Origin of the sequence: Spirosoma arboris (assembly GCF_009754945.1) — a bacterium.
Taxonomy (GTDB): Bacteria; Bacteroidota; Bacteroidia; order Cytophagales; family Spirosomataceae; genus Spirosoma; species Spirosoma arboris.
In genome coordinates this window covers 509672-528012 of record NZ_WPIN01000003.1, presented here as the reverse complement: position 1 = coordinate 528012, position 18341 = coordinate 509672, and the positions used below count along the sequence as shown (strand labels likewise).

Annotated in this window: 12 protein-coding genes; all 12 read left to right on the top strand. The window is 47.4% G+C overall.

What is annotated here, in order from left to right; translation table 11 throughout:
• Positions 1 to 37 precede the first annotated feature (37 nt).
• Positions 38 to 1996 (top strand): exo-alpha-sialidase, encoded by a 1959-nt coding sequence (locus GO755_RS09980; protein WP_227686913.1) that lies wholly within the window; start codon positions 38 to 40, stop codon positions 1994 to 1996.
• 65 nt (positions 1997 to 2061) lie between these two features.
• Positions 2062 to 3555 carry a sialate O-acetylesterase gene (locus GO755_RS09975; RefSeq protein WP_198174797.1) on the top strand — a complete coding sequence of 498 codons (1494 nt, stop codon included), beginning with the start codon at positions 2062 to 2064 and terminating at the stop codon, positions 3553 to 3555.
• A gap of 1 nt (position 3556) precedes the next feature.
• The gene (locus GO755_RS09970; RefSeq protein ID WP_157584593.1) at positions 3557 to 4255 is read left to right on the top strand and encodes a DUF3826 domain-containing protein; all 699 of its coding nucleotides are present in this window, start codon (positions 3557 to 3559) and stop codon (positions 4253 to 4255) included.
• 164 nt (positions 4256 to 4419) lie between these two features.
• Entirely contained in the window at positions 4420 to 5568 is a 1149-nt protein-coding gene (locus tag GO755_RS09965) for a sialidase family protein (protein ID WP_157584592.1), read from the top strand.
• Positions 5569 to 5740: 172 nt separating this feature from the next.
• A complete protein-coding gene (locus tag GO755_RS09960; RefSeq protein WP_157584591.1) occupies positions 5741 to 6889 on the top strand; it encodes an iron-containing alcohol dehydrogenase in 1149 nt (382 codons plus the stop codon).
• Between the two features lie 8 nt (positions 6890 to 6897).
• Complete coding sequence (locus GO755_RS09955; protein ID WP_157584590.1) at positions 6898 to 7812, top strand: dihydrodipicolinate synthase family protein; 915 nt, start codon at positions 6898 to 6900, stop codon at positions 7810 to 7812.
• A 55-nt stretch (positions 7813 to 7867) separates the two neighbouring features.
• Entirely contained in the window at positions 7868 to 8947 is a 1080-nt protein-coding gene (pdxA, locus tag GO755_RS09950; protein ID WP_227686912.1) for a 4-hydroxythreonine-4-phosphate dehydrogenase PdxA, read from the top strand.
• Positions 8948 to 9020: 73 nt separating this feature from the next.
• Positions 9021 to 10217 carry a four-carbon acid sugar kinase family protein gene (locus GO755_RS09945; protein WP_157584589.1) on the top strand — a complete coding sequence of 399 codons (1197 nt, stop codon included), beginning with the start codon at positions 9021 to 9023 and terminating at the stop codon, positions 10215 to 10217.
• Between the two features lie 158 nt (positions 10218 to 10375).
• Positions 10376 to 13321 carry a sodium:solute symporter gene (locus GO755_RS40890; protein WP_227686911.1) on the top strand — a complete coding sequence of 982 codons (2946 nt, stop codon included), beginning with the start codon at positions 10376 to 10378 and terminating at the stop codon, positions 13319 to 13321.
• A 3-nt stretch (positions 13322 to 13324) separates the two neighbouring features.
• Entirely contained in the window at positions 13325 to 14209 is an 885-nt protein-coding gene (locus GO755_RS09930; protein WP_157584588.1) for a sugar phosphate isomerase/epimerase family protein, read from the top strand.
• A gap of 475 nt (positions 14210 to 14684) precedes the next feature.
• Positions 14685 to 17054 (top strand): TonB-dependent receptor, encoded by a 2370-nt coding sequence (locus tag GO755_RS09925; protein WP_198174795.1) that lies wholly within the window; start codon positions 14685 to 14687, stop codon positions 17052 to 17054.
• A gap of 24 nt (positions 17055 to 17078) precedes the next feature.
• Positions 17079 to 18308, top strand: a complete 1230-nt coding sequence (locus tag GO755_RS09920) for a DUF4374 domain-containing protein (protein ID WP_157584586.1) — start codon at positions 17079 to 17081, stop codon at positions 18306 to 18308.
• The last annotated feature ends 33 nt before the right edge of the window (positions 18309 to 18341 follow it).

Here is an 18341-nt window from a genome sequence, read left to right as displayed (position 1 = left end):
CAAAGCCCCCTTTAGGGGGTTGGGGGTAATGCCTATAATGCAGTCACACGCTGCTCCCCTCTCCTGTTTTAGGAGAGGGGCCGGGGGTGAGGTGAACCGCCAATACCCTCACCCCAACCCCTCTCCCAAAACGGGAGAGGGGCTAGAAAAGCTTGGAAGTTTGGTAGTTATCCTTCTCTTCCTCTGCTTTTCCCAATCCCACGCCCAAGACACCGTCCGCTATATTGGTCAAACGCTGTCGAATGTCGATTACCATCATGGACAGTTGCATCCGGCGGTGGGTGTGCATAATATCCAGGTAGTTCGGGCAAATCGCGAGCATCCAGAATTAGCGGGTGGCACCAACTGGACGTACAATCATGCGCCCATGCTGGCTTATTGGAACAATACATTCTATCTGCAATACCTCAGTAATCCGGTTGGCGAGCACGTGCCTCCAGGACAGACGCTGCTTATGACCTCGAAAGACGGCTCTAGTTGGTCGAAGCCAACCATTATTTTTCCGCCTTACAAAATACCCGATGGCTGGAAGAAAGAAGGTCGCCCGGAGGTAGCCAAAGACCTGTATGCGGTTATGCATCAGCGCATGGGTTTCTTCGTTGCGAAAAATAAACGACTCCTAACGCTGGCATTTTATGGTATTGTCATGGGACCCAAGGATTACCCCAATGATGGGAATGGCATCGGGAGGGTCGTTCGAGAGGTCTATCCGGATGGTAAGTTCGGCCCGATTTATTTTATTCGGAATAACTCGTCTTGGGACAAATCGAAATCGGCCTATCCGTTCTACACGAGTTCAAAAGATAAAGGCTTTGTGGAGGCCTGCGACGAGTTACTGGCCAATCCGTTAATGATACAGCAATGGGTTGAAGAAGCTGATCGTAACGACCCGCTGATTTCGCTGAAAAAGGATGTAAAAGCATTCAGCTATTACCATCTTTCCGATAATCGCGTGGTGGGTTTGTGGAAACACGCGCTTACCACCATCAGCAAAGATGAAGGCAAAATGTGGCTATATAATCCCCTGCGGGCACCGGGTTTCGTAAACAGCAACGCGAAAATCTGGGGACAAAAGACGTCAGATGGTCAATATGTTACGGTCTATAATCCTTCTGAGTTTCGGTGGCCGTTGGCGCTATCGACCAGTAAAGACGGACTGAATTATACCAACCTACTACTGGTAAACGGTGAGATTACGTCCATGCGTTACGGAGGTGCCTACAAATCCTACGGACCCCAGTACGTTCGAGGCATCGAAGAAGGTAACGGAATACCACCCGATGGTAATCTGTGGGTTACCTACAGCATGAATAAGGAAGATATCTGGATATCCAGCATTCCAGTGCCCATTACCGACGAGGTGAAAACCCACGCCAACGATGTATTTGCCCAACTCCCGGCAGGCGAAGAGTTAAAATACTGGAACATCTATAGCCCGATTCAGGCGACGGCTCAACTAGAAACGATAGAAGGGACTAAAGCGCTGGTTCTTCGTGATAAAGACAGGTTCGATTTTGCCAAAGCTGAGCGAGTGATTCCCGAGTCGAAGAAAGTGACTGTCGAGTTTACAATTGTGCCCCAGCAAACCAATAAAGGCGTTTTGCAGATCGAGTTTCAGGATGCAAAAGGTACACCAGCGGTTCGTCTGCTATTTGATTCTGACAGTCTGTTCAAAGCCAAAGTGGGTTACCGTGATTCGGGGATTCAGAAATATGAAGCTGGAAAACAATACGATGTACGTATCGAATTGGATCGCGACAAGCGCATGTTTACTACGTTCGTAAACGGCCAATCCAAAGGCAATCGACTGTTTTTCGCACCTGTGGCTTCATTCCGGCGAGTGGTTTTCCGAACAGGTGGTGTGCGTCGTTTCCCAGATGCTGATACACCCACCGATCAAAATTATGATCTGCCCAATTCGGGCGAACAGGACCCGGAGGCTGTATTTGTGATCAAATCATTTAAAACGAGTGGGACGTCAAGCAGAGTTGAGTAATTACCCGTGTTTTTGAGATTCCTCCTTGCGTCGGAATGACAAATTGCAAGTGGAATATAATACTTATGAATAAACATACCCTCTTATCTATCACCATCTTTCTCCTTTCAGTCCAGCTGAAAGCCGAGATTGTATTGCCCCGAATCTTGGGTCATAACATGGTGCTGCAACAGGGTAAGCCGGTGGTGATCTGGGGTAAAGCATCGGCTGGCGAAACAGTGAACGTTCAGTTTGCCGGACAAAATCAAACCACTTCTGCTGACGTATCAGGTAAATGGAGCGTTACACTGAAACCCTTAAAAGCTTCGAGCAACCCAGAAGAACTAGTTATCGCTGGTACGAATTTGATACGGCTGCAAAATATTCTGGTTGGCGAAGTCTGGTTGTGTTCGGGCCAGTCGAACATGGAATACACAATGCGGAAGAACAGCAAAGTGAAGCCTTCTCTCGCAATGCAATCCGTTGGTGAGTATAACCCAGTCGATGAGTTAGCATACGCCAATAACCCACAGATACGCATCTTTCTGGTCAATCGGAAAGAACTGAGTAAGCCTGATTCGATGCATCGGGGGTGGAATATGGCACAGGATTCGGCATTGCGATCGTTTTCGGCACCGGCTTATTTTTTCGCGAAAGAACTCTACAAAAACCTGAACGTACCCATTGGTGTCATCTCGTCGGCCGTTCCCGGTAGTCGGATTGAGCCCTGGATTTCAGAAGCTGCTTTCCGGGAAGACCCTTATTTCGGCAATGAAAAAGTAGACGGTGAGCCAGGTAAATTCTATGAACCTATGATTCGGCCATTGGCGCCGTTTGCCCTGAAAGGTTTTCTGTGGTATCAGGGAGAGAGTAACTGTTTTTTGAAAGAAACCATCACATATTCACACAAACTAAAAACGCTGATCACAAGCTGGCGAAGTGCCTGGAACGATCAGAAACTCTCATTTTATTACGTCTCGCTGGCTCCATTCAACTACTCTGAATCGAAGGGGAAAGTCGCTCTGACACGCGAAACCTTGCCCGAGTTTCGGGAGGCACAGGAACTCGTATTAAGCCTACCCCGAACGGGTATGATTGTCACAACCGATCTGGCCGATAATCTATCTGACATCCACCCGCCTTTTAAATGGGAGATCGGACGGCGACTTGCTCTGTTAGCATTGTCGGCTGATTATGAGAAAAATGACCTGGTTTCTGAAGGGCCTGTCTACGAAAAAATGAAAACAAAAGGTCGAAGCATCGAGCTATCGTTCAGTCAGATTGGGAGTGGACTGGCGAGTCGAGATGGTCAGGGCCTTACCGGTTTTACCATTGCTGGGGCCGATGGGATTTTCGTTTCCGCCGAGGCTCGTATTGATGGGAAACGCATACTGGTTTCGTCACCCAGTGTCCAGCATCCGGTATCCGTTCGCTTTGCGTGGGATGAAGCAGCACAACCCAATTTAGTTAACAAAGAAGGCTTACCCGCTCGCCCATTTCGCACCGATAATCCCTTGAAAAGTCAGCTTCCCGAAGGCCAAAAGCGTTCGGAAGCGCTAAACACTGCAAACTCAAAATAAGATGAAGAAGACCCTAACCGCCGGTTTATTCATAGCCGCCCTTATCCTGGCATCGCCCGCCTTTAGCCAGTATCAACCCACTAAACCGATTACTACGGCTGAGGCCAAAGCAGATGCCGAACTGGAAAAGAAGGCTTCGGAATGGATTTCGTCGCTGAATCTGAATGATCCAGACAGGGAAAAGCGTCTGATCGAAGTGGTAGCGACTCATTTGAAAACCACTCGCGACTGGCACAATGAGCATCCGGTTAGTACTGTCCCGGCTGGTATTAATCCAGTAACCGGGAAGCCACTGTCTGAACTAGATCGCCAACTCATTGCCGATTCGGCTATTCCTGCAACGGTGCATCAGGCATTGATGACCGGACTGCAAAAGGATCTGGAGAAAAGCCAGGTCGATGCTATTCTGGATAAATATACCATTGGCAAAGTGGCTTTCACGATGGGAGGGTACAAGGCTATCGTTCCTAATATCACGACTCAGGAAGAAACAACCATTCTGGGATTTCTGGAACAGGCGCGGGAGCAGGCGGTCGATTACAAAAACATGAAAGAAATCTCGGCCATTTTCGAGATCTACAAAACCAAATCGGAGCAGTATCTCAACGCTAACGGTCGCAACTGGCGCGAGATGTACAATACGTATACGGCGGCTATTAAGGCTAAGAAAGCTGCGGAGAAAAAACAGGCTACGAATTGATTTTTTCTTTTGTCACAGCTCCGGAGGTTTTTGTCATTTCGACCGGGACGCGTAGTCGTCAGGAGAAATCTCAAATCTCCTATTGGTCAAGCTTAAGATTTCTCCTGACGACTACGCGTCCCGGTCGAAATGACAAAAAACGAAATGATGAAAACAATAAAATAATGATAATAAAGCTTCTAAACATAACCCTGCTTACCATCCTAAGCCTGTCCAGCAACACCTATGCTCAGTTGGCAAAATGGCAATCTGGACTGGTCTTGGATGAGTTTGTAGTCGAGAATCCACCATTCCCGGAAAGCCATGCCGCAACGATTGCTGAGACACCAACCGGATTGGTATCGGCCTGGTTTGGTGGGACCAAAGAACGGAATCCGGACGTGTGCATTTGGGTAAGTCGGCAGGAGAAAGGCAAACGAGGTGCCGTCCAGTGGCTGGCTCCACAGAACGTGGCTGATGGCATCATCAACGACACGCTTCGGTACGCCTGTTGGAATCCGGTTTTGTACCAAATTCCTCAGGGCGATTTGATACTGTTTTATAAGGTTGGTCCAAGCCCTTCGAAATGGTGGGGCTTACTGAAAACGTCATCCGATGGTGGACGGACATGGTCGGCAGCGAAGAAATTGCCTGAAGGATACATTGGCCCAGTCAAAAACAAGCCAGTGTTATTGGCGAATGGAAACCTGGTTTGCCCATCCAGCACGGAGGGCGATGGCTGGAAACTGCATTTTGAGATAACCCCCGATTTCGGGAAAACCTGGCGAAAAATTGGTCCTATCAACGATGGTAAAATAGCCAATGCCATTCAGCCTAGCATTCTGACGTATGGAAACGGAAAACTCCAGATTCTGGCCCGCAGTCGGGATCGCGCCATTGAAGAATCCTGGTCGACAGACAATGGAGAAACCTGGTCGCCACTCACCAAAACGACTTTACCGAATAACAACTCCGGTACTGATGCCGTGACGCTGAAAGATGGGCTGCAGGTGCTGGTCTATAATCACGTACTGCCACCGGGCGATCTGGCAAAAGGCCCTCGTACGCCCTTAAATCTGGCCGTTTCGAACGATGGTAGAAACTGGTCAGCAGCAATAATTCTGGAAGATTCACCGATCAGCCAATATTCGTATCCATCTGTAATTCAGACAAATGATGGTTTGGTTCACGTGATCTATACCTGGCGTCGGCAAAAGATCAAACACGCGGTTATCGATCCAAAAAAGTTAAAGCTGGAACCCATTAAAGACGGCGTTTGGCCCGCATTAGCTGGTTATACCGCGCCTGTGGCGAAGGAGATTACGAAGGATTGAGCAAACTGTTTTCGCTTGGCTTTGCCGAGTGAAGACTATTTTTTCAAAGGCCTCTGGCCTGTTTTTACCATAAACAATACGGGCGAGACGCCCTTAAAACGATAGTCTTCACTCGGCAAAGCCAAGCGAAAACGAGAGTGATAGTCTGAGACTGCCACGAACGAAGAAACTAATGAAGCAGGAATTGAAAATACATTTTCCCGGTAAACTGATTTTTGGCAAAGGTTCTCTCCGAAACTTAGCTGATGAGATCATCTTACTGGCGCCAACAAACGTATTGATCATAACGATTAGTCCATTGATGACGCAATTGACTAATTTGATCAATGAGTTGGAAATCAATGGCATAACTGTTGCGATTGATACCAGCATTGTTCAGGAGCCCTCGTTTGCCGATTTCGACAAGTTGATGCAAACCATTTTGCCGGTCAACCCTGATGTTGTAGTGGGCATTGGCGGAGGGAGCGTGCTGGATATTGCCAAGTTAGTAGCTGCTCAACTGGACAATGACCAAACGCTCACGGAAATTCTGGGCATCGGTAACCTGAATGGACGCCGAAAAAAACTCATTTGCGTGCCGGCTACGTCGGGTACGGGTAGTGAAGCATCGCCCAACGCCATTTTAGTAGACGATTCAGACAATCAGAAAAAAGGAATCATTAGCCCGTTTCTGGTGCCTGATGTCGTGTATGTCGATCCTTTGCTTACCATGAGTGTGCCAGCCTCTATTACGGCAGCTACTGGGATCGATGCCCTGACTCACTGTCTGGAAGCTTACACCAACAAATTTTCCCAGCCTTTCATCGACATGTATGCGTTTGAGGGGATGCGCCTGATTGCGGCCAACATCGTACAGGCCGTACAAAATGGTGCCGATGAAGAGGCTCGAACACAGGTTGCTATGGGGAGTTTGCTGGGTGGATTTTGTCTGGGACCGGTAAATACGGCTGGCGTGCATGCACTTTCGTATCCGCTTGGTAGTCTATTTCACCTGGCGCATGGCCTTTCCAATGCTTTACTGCTGCCTTACGTCATGGAATTTAACATACCTGCTTCTGTCTGTCGCTATGCGCAGGTAGCGGTTGCACTCGGTTGCGAGCGAGGTAACGATGATGCCGAAACAGCCGCGAATGGCGTAACGAAAATCAAGCAACTGATTCATGAATGTGGCATTCCAGCTCGCTTACGAGATGTTGGTATCCCCGAAGAAGTGATTCCACAAATGGCCGATGATGCCCTGAAAATCACTCGTTTATTAAAGAATAATCCTCGGGAAATTACCCGCGAAGATGCTATTTCTATCTATACAGCCGCTTATTAGCTATTACTATGAAAAAGAAATATAAAGGTGTTGTCGTTCCGCTGGTTACACCACTGACTGAAGGATTTGCTTTAGATAAGGCAGCTGTCGAAAAAATGATTGCGAACCTTCAGGCCAGCGATGCTATGCCCTTTGTTCTGGGGACAACGGGCGAATCGACATCCTTGCCCATATCAGTAAAAAAGGCTTATGTGAAAGAAGCGGCTCGCCTGAAATCAGAAAATACGGTTCTATATGCGGGCATTTCATCGAACTGCCTGGAAGAGTCAGTCGAGTTTGCAAACTACTGTTTCGATCAGGGTGTCGATGCTGTAGCGGCTACGCTTCCTTCGTATTATGCGTTGTCGGAAAGCCAGATGAAGCAGTATTTCGAGCAACTGGCCGATCAGATTAACGGGCCATTGATCATTTATAACATCTTCGCAACTACCCGAATGTCGATTCCTTTACCAGTGATTGACGAGCTGAGTTACCACCCGCAAATTGTTGGAATCAAAGACTCCGAGCGTAGCACCGAACGCCTGAACGAAGCGCTTGGTTTGTGGGCTAATCGCGCTGATTTTAGCCACTTCATGGGCTGGGCTGCAAAGTCGGCGCATGCGTTACTCGCGGGTAGTGATGGCCTGGTACCAAGCACCGGAAATCTATTCCCCGCCATTTATCGCGACATGCTGAAGGCTGTTCTGGCTGGCGATGAGGAGAAAGCCTATGGGTACCAAAATCAGTCGGATGCATTCGGCCATATCTATCAGGCCGGTCGTACATTGGGCGAATCGTTGTGGGCGTTAAAGGTTCTCATGCAGGAATACGAGCTTTGTGGTACAACCATGATGCCCCCGCTACAATCGCTTTCTAAACGCGAAGAAACCGAGCTAAAAGCAACTTTTGCCGAATTAGTTGAAAAAGAGGAAATACAATTGTAATGTCCAGACTATAAGGGTCATGTTCCAGGTTCGGATACAGAATCGAACCTGAAACATGGAACATGAAACAATTCTGCATATGAGTAATCAAGCTAAGCCGATCGTTGGCATCACCATGGGTGATCCGGCGAGTATTGGTCCCGAAATAGCCGTTAAGGCACTGTTGAATCCCACCATTTATAATATCTGCAATCCTGTACTGGTCGGTGATGCGGCTGTCTTTCAGGATATTGCAAGGCGATTGGAGCTAAACGTTACGATCAATGCCATTAAGTTGATTCAAAACGCAGAATTCCAGTTGGGTACGATTGATGTCTATAATCTCGCTAATGTAGACCTCGCCAATCTGAAATTCGGTGAAATCTCAGCGATGGCGGGCGAAGCGGCCTTTGCCTCGGTAAAAACCGTGATCGATCTGGCTTTGGCCGACGAAGTTGACGCCACTGTGACCGGCCCAATCAATAAGAAATCAATCAACGAAGCAGGTCATCATTTTGCGGGTCACACCGAAATCTACGCCTATTACACCGATACGAAGAAATACGGCATGCTGCTGGTTGAAGACCAGATGAAGGTGATCCATGTATCGACGCACGTATCCTTGCGGCAGGCCTGTGATTTGGTTAAAAAAGACCGCATTTTGGAAGTCATTGATCTGTTATACAACGGCCTGATCTCATTGGGCGAACCTAATCTGAAAATTGGGGTGGCAGGTCTAAATCCGCACGCTGGTGATTCTGGCCTCTTTGGCACGGAAGACGATCAGGAAATTCTTCCTGCCGTTGAAGAAGCCAGACGTCGGGGGTACGATGTAGAAGGCCCCGTTCCTGCCGATACCTTATTTTCAAAAGCTGCGACCGGTTATTATGGGGGTGTAGTAGCCATGTATCACGATCAGGGGCATATTCCGTTCAAGCTAACGGGCTTTAAATGGAATGCCGATAAGAAACAGATGGACAGCGTAAAAGGCGTGAACATTACAATGGGGTTGCCCATTATCCGCACCTCTGTCGATCATGGAACTGCCTTTGAAATTGCCGGGAAAGGTGTCGCTAGCCCCGATGCTATGGTGCTGGCGATTGAATCCGCTGTTCAACTAGCAAAGTACAGGCGTAAGAATTTGCTGGCAGTATAGAAGTTAGTGTCATTTCCTGTATCCTCACAGCCACAGGAAATGGGGGCTTTTGTCATTCTTTCACTCATTTAAAATGATTGCCGTCATTGCAGACGATTTAACAGGGGCCGCTGAGCTGGCGGGTATTGGTCTGTCGTACGGATTGACTGTGGAATTGGTTATTGGGCAATATGCTATGTCCGTCAATACGCACTCCGGGGCCGATTTGCTTGTCATTGCTACTGACGCTCGATCTGTAGCCAAATCGGAGGCTGTGCAGGAAATGACGGAAGTGAGCGCAGCGTTGCGAACGATGAATCCGCGACTAATTTTCAAAAAGGTCGATTCTGTGCTGCGCGGGCATGTCGTTGCCGAAACTAGGGCACAGATGAACGTTCTGGGATTAGAGAAAGCGCTTATTGTTCCGGCTAATCCAGCGTTGGGTAGAATTCTGATCGATGGACATTATTACGTACAGGGTGAACTTATTCATGAAACCCATTTTTCGAAAGATCCGGAATTTCCGATTACTGAATCGAACGTAATGAAGCGTCTGTCGGTCAACAATGAACCAATAAGCGTACTGCCGCCAGCAGCGACGTCTCTTCTACAAGGTATTGTTATTGGCGAGGTCGGTACACAGGGAGACTTAAGAGCGTGGGCCGCCCGTATTAATAAGCAGACATTATTAGGTGGGGGAGCCGGCTTCTTTACGGCTATCCTGGAAGCTACTTATACGCCCAAATGTCCAGCGTACCCAATGGATATAGTAGGCTTATGTAAGCTTTATGTTTGTGGAAGCGCCTTTGGCCATAGTGCTGAATTAGTAAAAAAGGCATCCATGACAGGAGATTTCGTTTGTTATATGCCGAATGCCCTGATGCATGTTGACGATCAGGAATCTGCTGAATTGGCAAATTGGGTAGCACATATCGTTAGCAGTTTCCAACGGCATGAGCAGGTTATTATAGCGATAGAACCTGATTCAGTTGTGGATTCCTGCAAACTGGCAACTCGCCTACGTGCGCTAACAGGAAAAGTTGTAAAGCAGGTTCTCGATCAGGTTTCTGTAGATGAACTGATTATTGAAGGCGGCTCAACGGCAGCAGCTGTTCTGCGCGAAATTGGCATTACACGGCTTGCTGTAGCACAGGAGCTGGCAGCTGGAGTCGTTCGAAGTAAAGCCCTTGAAAAAATAGAATGCCGCCCAGCGAAGTGCTGCCCCGACAATTTACATATTACCGTAAAACCCGGAAGCTATCGTTGGCCAGTAGTGTTATGGTCATTTTGATTCATCTTTTTCGACAGGATTTACAGAATGAACAGGATTTTTCACATACACAGCTAATCCTGTTCATCCTGTAAATCCTGTCGAAAGAAAAATATTGATTCCTAAACTGAATGTCAACTCCGACCTTAACCATAATTGACTACCTGATAATTGGTTTCATGCTAATTATCAACCTGTATTTCGGGCTGCGATATGCCAAAAATCAGCGAACTACCGAAACGTACTTTGCGGCTCGGGGCAGAGTGCCCGCCTGGGCTATTGGGATGTCATTATTGGCAACCTTAATTAGTAGCGTTACTTTTTTGGGCTACCCGAGCGAAGGTTATTCGTCGAACTGGATTTTGCTGGTACAGGGCCTCATGGTGCCTATTGTATTGTTGGGTACGATCTGGTTTATAGTACCCCTGTATCGCAAGGTAATTGGCTTAAGTACGTACGAATACTTCGAAAAACGGTTCGGTGCGTTTGCTCGCTATTATAGTTCTACCGCTTTCGTTCTCAGGCAGTTTTCCTCAATGGGGACGGTCTTTTTTCTGTTGTCGGTGGCGCTGACCAATATGACTGGTGCTGATACATTTTATATCATTGTCATTGTTGGCTTGATCATCATTGCGGTCAATTTATTAGGAGGTATCGAAGCGGTAATCTGGCTGGATGTGTTTCAGGGATTTATGTTGTTTGCCAGTGGCATACTTTGCGTCGTCGTCATTATTTACTCCGTGAAAGGTGGTTTCTCCGAAGTCATCAACACTGCCTCTGCGAATAATCGGACAGGGTTTGGTCCCTACGATGTGGATTTTACCAGGCTCACGTTCGTGGTAATGGTTATCAACGGTGCGTTCTACGCCATCCAGAAATACGGTACTGATCAAACTGTTGTTCAACGCTATCTGACCGCAAAAACCGACCAAGCTGCTATCAGGGCATCCATTCTCGGCATTTCGCTCACAGTGCCAGTTTGGGCACTTTTCATGTTTATCGGTACAGCCTTATATGTTTATTATAAACAGCAGCCCTTGCCACAGGGTATGCGCCCGGATGCTGTTTTTCCGTATTTCATCATGACGAAATTCCCGACTGGTGTGGTTGGGTTCATTCTGGCGGCTATGATTTCGGCTGCTATCTGTAGTCTCAGCGCCGATTTAAACTCCTTAGCTGCCGTTGGTCTGGAGGATTTCTATAAAAAAGCGCGCCCGGCTCGCACCGACAAAGAATACCTGATGGTCAGTAAGGGAATTGTTGTTTTCTCTGGGATCATCGCGATTGGTATTGGAGCCATCTACTTACAGGCGGGTAATGAGGGCGTATTAGGGATTGTCTTTACGTTATATGCCATTTTTTCGGGAGGCATTGTTGGTATTTTTCTGCTGGGAATTTTTAGTGCACGAGCGAACAAACAGGGCGTCAATATTGCCATTGTTGTATGTATCGTGTTTACGGCTTATGCCTTTCTGACGTCCACCCAGATCGGTTACGGCGACAACAAGAAACTGCTGTTAGATCTGGGCGATTACAATTTCACCCACCATAAACTGATGCTGGGCGTGTATAGCCATCTGGTCGTTATTGGCGTCGGGTATGTGGCCAGTCTGTTTTTTCCAAAACCGAAACTTGACACGAATCTTCTCTATAGCGGCTGGCGAAATGCATCAAAAGCACCTTCGACCATAGAAGGCTCCTCATTAACGGCCCGAAACGAGGACACTCGTCGGCTCGAAGCGTCAGTTGTGCCATCGTTGCAGAAGCTTGGGAAAGCAACTGTCGTTTTCTTACTGCTTGGATTTAGCTTAAACGTAGCTGCCCAAACAGCTGACAATCAATTTAAAAAGCCGCTGAACGAGATCATTAGTGAAATCGAAACCCGGTATTCAGTGAAGATACGGTACCCGCAGGAATTAGTTAAGGATAAGTATGTCACCTATGCCGACTGGCGATTCCGGCCTGCTGATGTCGAAAAAACGATGACCAACATTTTGGCTTCACAGGACATTACGTTTGCTAAAGAAGGCGACAAAAAATACAAACTTCAGGCATTTCAGTATCACCTGAAAACCCCCGAAGAAGGCCAACAACAGCTCGATTATTTAGCCTCTCTATATACGGATATAGCCAGTTGGGAGAAGCGGAAATCGGAGTTGCGAGCTTGTATGTGGGAGGCATTGAAACTGTCGCATTTGCCCGCCAGACCTACTAGCCAACCCATTATTACCAATAAGCGAACGTACGATGGCTATACGGTTGAGAACGTTGCCATTGAAACGCTGCCGGGTTTGTACGTTACGGGCTCATTATATAAGCCGCTGAATGCCAAAGGCCTTATGCCTGTGATCTTAAATCCTGATGGTCACTTTGGCGACGGTCGTTATCGGGCTGATTGTCAGTATCGATGTGCAATGCAGGCGCGAATGGGCGCTATGGCTTTTAGTTATGACCTATTTGCCTGGGGTGAATCGGCACTACAGGTCAAACCCGAAGATCACCGGCGCAGTCTTGCCCAAACGATTCAGGTCGTGAATGGAATGCGTAGTCTGGATTGGCTGTTAACGCTCAAAAACGCTGACCCGAAACGGGTGGCCATTAGCGGGGGATCGGGTGGAGGCAGCCAGACAATGTTGCTGACAGCACTGGATGATCGTATTATCCTAAGCGTTCCTGTGGTAATGCTATCATCCTATCACAGTGGCGGTTGTCCCTGCGAAAGTGGGATGGGCGTACATCTGTGCGGCAGTGGCACCAACAACGTAGAAATTGCCGCCATGGCAGCGCCCCGCCTACAACTGGCCATCTCCGACGGCAAAGACTGGACGCAACACGTACCCGAAACCGAGTTCCCATTCCTACAGCGCATCTATGGTTTTTATGGTAAAACCGACGTGGTAAAAAATGTACATCTGCCCCAGGAAGGGCATGATTATGGGATTAGCAAGCGGCTGGCATTGTATGATTTTCTAGCCCAAAATTTTGCGCTCGACCTCAAAAAAGCTGACGAATCGAAATGCACCATCGAACAGAATCCAGCGATGTATGTCTTCGGTGAAAAAGGCGAAAACCTTCCTGCCAATGCTATTCGGCGATTTGAAGATGTAGAAAAGCTGGTGCAATAGATTATGACTCTCAATCGTCGACAATTCCTCAAATCCAGTTCACTCCTGTCAGCAGGCTTGTTTATGCCTGAAAAGTGGGCCACCGCAAAACAGCCCTATAAGATTGCCGTCGTCGATTTGATGATTTTGAAACGGCAAAAATTAGGAGCATTTCAACTGACCAAAGAGATTGGTGCCGATGGGCTGGAGATCGATATGGGAGGCCTGGGACAGCGGGAAACGTTTGATAACCAATTAGCCAATCCAGAAATCCGGCAGCAGTTTCTGGACAAAGCGAAAGAGTTGAATCTGGAAATCTGCTCGCTGGCTATGACCGGGTTCTACGCACAATCGTTCGCGACGAGGCCAACGTATCAGCGCATGATTCAGGATTGCTTCGATACAATGAATGCCATGCATGTAAACGTGGCTTTTCTGCCATTAGGTGTTCAGGGAGATTTAGTGAAGAATCCCGAATTGCGCCCTGCGATTGTGGAACGACTCAAGGTCGTTGGTAAAATGGCAAAGAAAGCGGGCGTAATTGTTGGCATAGAAACCGCGCTGGATGCCAAAGGTGAGGTAGCGTTGCTGGAGGAGATTGGTTCAAAGAATATTCAGAGCTATTTTAATTTCTCCAACCCCCTGAAAGCTGGTCGCGACCTGCACGACGAATTACGAATACTTGGCAAAAAGCGGATTTGCCAAATTCACTGTACAGACGAAGATGGTGTCTGGCTACAGAACAACCCTCGAATCGATCTCAAAAAAGTAAAGCAAACGCTGGATAATATGAACTGGAAAGGCTGGCTCGTCATCGAACGTTCACGTGATGCCAGCGATCCGCGAAACGTGAAAAAAAACTTTGGCGCGAACACCGCCTATTTAAAATCCATTTTTCAGGCGAGTTAATACTATAGACTTTGCCATTTCTACCTTAAGAGTATAATAGGGACATGCCAGCCTATATTGCTATGTAACCGCTTAGGGGATAGGATAATACATTAAAATTTGTAACCTTCTTTTTACTAAAGCTGGTCGACTATTATCTGATAATCAATCGGTTGTTCAATCTATACACTTCTTCAAAATTCTTGCAGGCGGCATGACCTGAGTAAACATTTGAGTCTGCTTCTTGAATTTACGAAAAACTATTCATACGTTTGTACTGTAGAACTAGTCTAAATAAGATTAGATTGACTCTACGCCCTTCCTCAGTGGCTGATACTCAGCGCATACTATTCCTCAACGACTCTTACTCTTGCTATTGAGCAAGGAGTAGATTGAAAGGCCTTTTATAAAAGGATGTATTGACCAACACAAAGAAGTATTGATGCCATTACCTATATCTACCAAATCTAAGCACAGATTTTACCACTTATTCTTTGTGTTTCTCATCGTTTCTGGTCCTTTGGTAGCACAGAATTTAGGCCGAATCAGTGGAAAAATCACCAACAAAGAAAATACCCCAGTCGAGTTTGCTACAGTTGTGTTGGTTGATACAAAGTACAATACAACGTCTGATGCAACTGGGAATTTCAGCATTCAGGCTCCATCCGGGAAGTATGTGCTGTCAATAAGCATGGTTGGTTTGAAGAAGCAAACGCATGATGTAGTCATTAGGGATGGGAAAACTACGGAATTGACAAACTTGGTTCTACTGGCCGACGATGAACTCAATGAAGTCGTAGTGCGGGGAAAAACCGAAGTTCGGAAGATTAATGAGCAGGGCTTCAACGTCAACGCCATTGATCTGAAAACCAGCTACAGCCTGAATCGGGATTTGAATCAGGTACTCAATACGACCACGGGTATCCGTATTCGGGAAGAAGGAGGGCTTGGGTCTAATTTCAATTTTTCGTTGAATGGGTTTTCGGGGAATCAGGTCAAATTCTTTCTGGACGGGATTCCAATCGACAATTTTGGCTCGTCGCTGACGCTCAACAATTTCCCCGCCAACATGGCCGAACGGATTGAGGTCTACAAAGGTGTATTGCCGGTAAGTCTGGGAACCGATGCCCTTGGCGGTGCTGTCAATATTGTGAGCCGGAGTAATCCGAACTACCTGGATGCCAGCTACTCGATCGGTTCATTTAATACGCATCGGGTGGCCTTTAACGGAGCCTACACGAACGCCAGAACAGGATTTACGGTCAGAGCAAATACCTTCTTTAATTATTCAGACAACAGCTACAAAGTGCTGGTTCCCATAAAAGATCTGACAACCAGCAGCTTTGGTGCAGAGCAATGGGTACCCCGCTTTCATGATCATTATAAGTCGGCAACGCTGCAACTGGAAGCGGGTGTAACAAACAAAAAATGGGCGGATAAACTCCTGGTTGGTATCATCGCGTCGGGTAATGATAAAGACGTACAAACGGGCGTCGTGATGGAGCAGGTATTCGGAGCTATTACCAGCAATACCCGAACGTTGATTCCGACGCTCAAATACAAAAAAACGGACCTGTTTGTCAGTGGGTTGGATTTGAACCTGTATGCTGCCTACAACATGACCCGCTTTACGCTGATTGATACGACCGCTCGCATGTACAACTGGCTGGGCGAGTATAAAACTAATCCGGCTTCGGGAAGTAGCAGCGTTGGGGGAGAACGTAGCCGTACCCGAAATCAGAATAAAGACCGGGAAGGATTGGTCACTGCCAATCTGACGTATAAGCTCAATGAGTTGCAGACGCTGGCACTCAATTACGTGAATACCAACTTTCATCGGGCATCCTACGATCCCGAAAATCCCGATGCCATCGGCAACCGATTTCCGTCTGACTTAGCCAAGAATGTGCTGGGTATGGCCTGGAATCTGAATATCCCCAACAAATTTACGACCTCGATTTTCGCGAAATACTTTGCGATGAAAGCTGTTGGCTATCAGTTGGTTGATGCCTTTACCGAGAAGGAACGTTATGAGGCCACTACGTTCAACTATTCGAATCCGGGCTATGGATTGGCGACGGCTTATTTTGTTCGTCCTACGCTTCAGGTGAAAGGATCTTACGAACATGCTTACCGGATGCCGGATGGGAGCGAAATTTTTGGTGATGGGGTTTTCGTCGTTTACAGCGTTGGGCTGAAACCCGAAAAAAGCGACAACATCAATCTGGGTGCCCGCTACGCGACGCCTGCGGAAAAAGACCACCGCATCACGGCCGAAACTGGCCTTATTTACCGGATGACCACCGACTTTATTCGCCTTGATCAATCCGTTTCGGGAGCCCAGCGGCAGAATCAGAACAAAGGCAAAGTCAGAACAACGGGTGTTGAAGCCGAACTGGGGTATTACTTCCGAAAGCTATTTTTTGCGTCGGTAAATGGTACCTATCAGAGCATTATCGACAAGCAGGAGTTTGAGCAGAGTGGCGGATTTACGGGTGGCGCGACCAAAAACATTACGTATAACTTCCGGCTTCCTAACATTCCTTACCTGTTTGGTAACGCCAACATTGGAGTCAATCTCCCGACGCAACCCAATCGGGCGTTGTCGTTGAATTACAACCTGAACTACGTACAGAAGTACTATCTGGTCTACGCAGAGCTGGGTGAGAGTGCCTTTAATCGGCAATACATCATACCTACGCAGTTTTCGCACAATCTATCGGCGAGTTATTCGCTGGGTGGAGGCAAATACAATTTGGCGCTCGAGTGCCGGAATTTCACCGATAACCTCTTGTATGATTCGTATCGGCTACAAAAGCCAGGGCGCTCATTCTCCGTCAAGTTCAGGTATTTTATCAGTAAGTAATTTTTTGTTCAGTTAATAAACCTAATGATGATTAAGCAATTTTTTAACGTTGGATTTTTTGCCGGGATGGCTTTATTCGCGGCATCCTGTTCGAGTGATAGTAACAACCCTACTCTTTCTACAACGTCTTACATAGTCGGTGTTGGTGTGACGTCAAACGGAGCCACAACCAATTATGCAGTGAAAGCCAGCGATCTGATGACCGGCAAAATTACCCCGATTGGCAATGGCCTGACACTGGCTGGTTATCGCGATTTTTCGCAGGGTAACAATACTATTTTTGCTGTTGGTGGCCTTGGTGAAGTCAATGTAAATGGCATCACGCAGGACGCCAGTGGTCAATTATTAATAAGTGGTTCGGCTACATTTGATCGGTCTGCCGATGATATTCAACAGGTTGACAACACCCAGATGTTGGCGCTGGAGTATCCGTCTAAAGCCAATGGTAGCAATGCACGTTGGTATTTCGTGGATATTGCCTCGAAAGCGATCACCAAAAACCTGTCAACCCCATTGGCTCCGCTGGTGGCCGGTGGCGACAATCCGGTTTATTCGGGTATGGTTGTGCGGGGAAGCCAATTGTTTGTCTCGAATCTACATTTCGATGCGTCGTATAACACAAACCATACCGACACGAATTACGTAGCGGTTTATACGTATCCTGAGATTAAGTTCGAAAAGCTGATTACCGACACGCGTACAGGCCCAACGGGTGCGTGGCAAACGAAAAACGGCCTGTTCAAAGCCGAAAGTGGTGATATTTATGCGATGTCGTCCAGCAACATTTCGAATGGCTACAGCAAATCGACCAAACCCGGCGGTTTCCTGCGCATCAAGAGTGGTGAAACGGCTTTTGATCAGTCGTATTTCTTCAATACGGATAAACTGGGGGGCAAAATTTCGCACATTAAGTACGTTGGCAATGGCCTGGTTTTCGCTACGATCAGCACAATCACAACTCAGACAGCCGACGATCGTTGGGGCGACAAATCGCTGAAAATGGCGATCATCGACGTTGTCAACCAGAAAATCACCGATGTTAAACCAGAGACAGGAACCGCTGCTTCGTTGATACACAACGGCAATGGTGGTCGTAGTTTCCCTGTGTTGGTTGATGGCACTAAAGTGTACTATCCGATAACGGGTTCAGATGGTAGCACATTTATCTATCAAATTGACGTATCAACTGCAGTCGCTAAGAAAGGTGCCGAAGTTCAGGCATCGTTCGTTGGCGGACTATTCAAGGTGCAGTAAGATTTACGTTTATCTAAAGTGCTCATAGAGGCT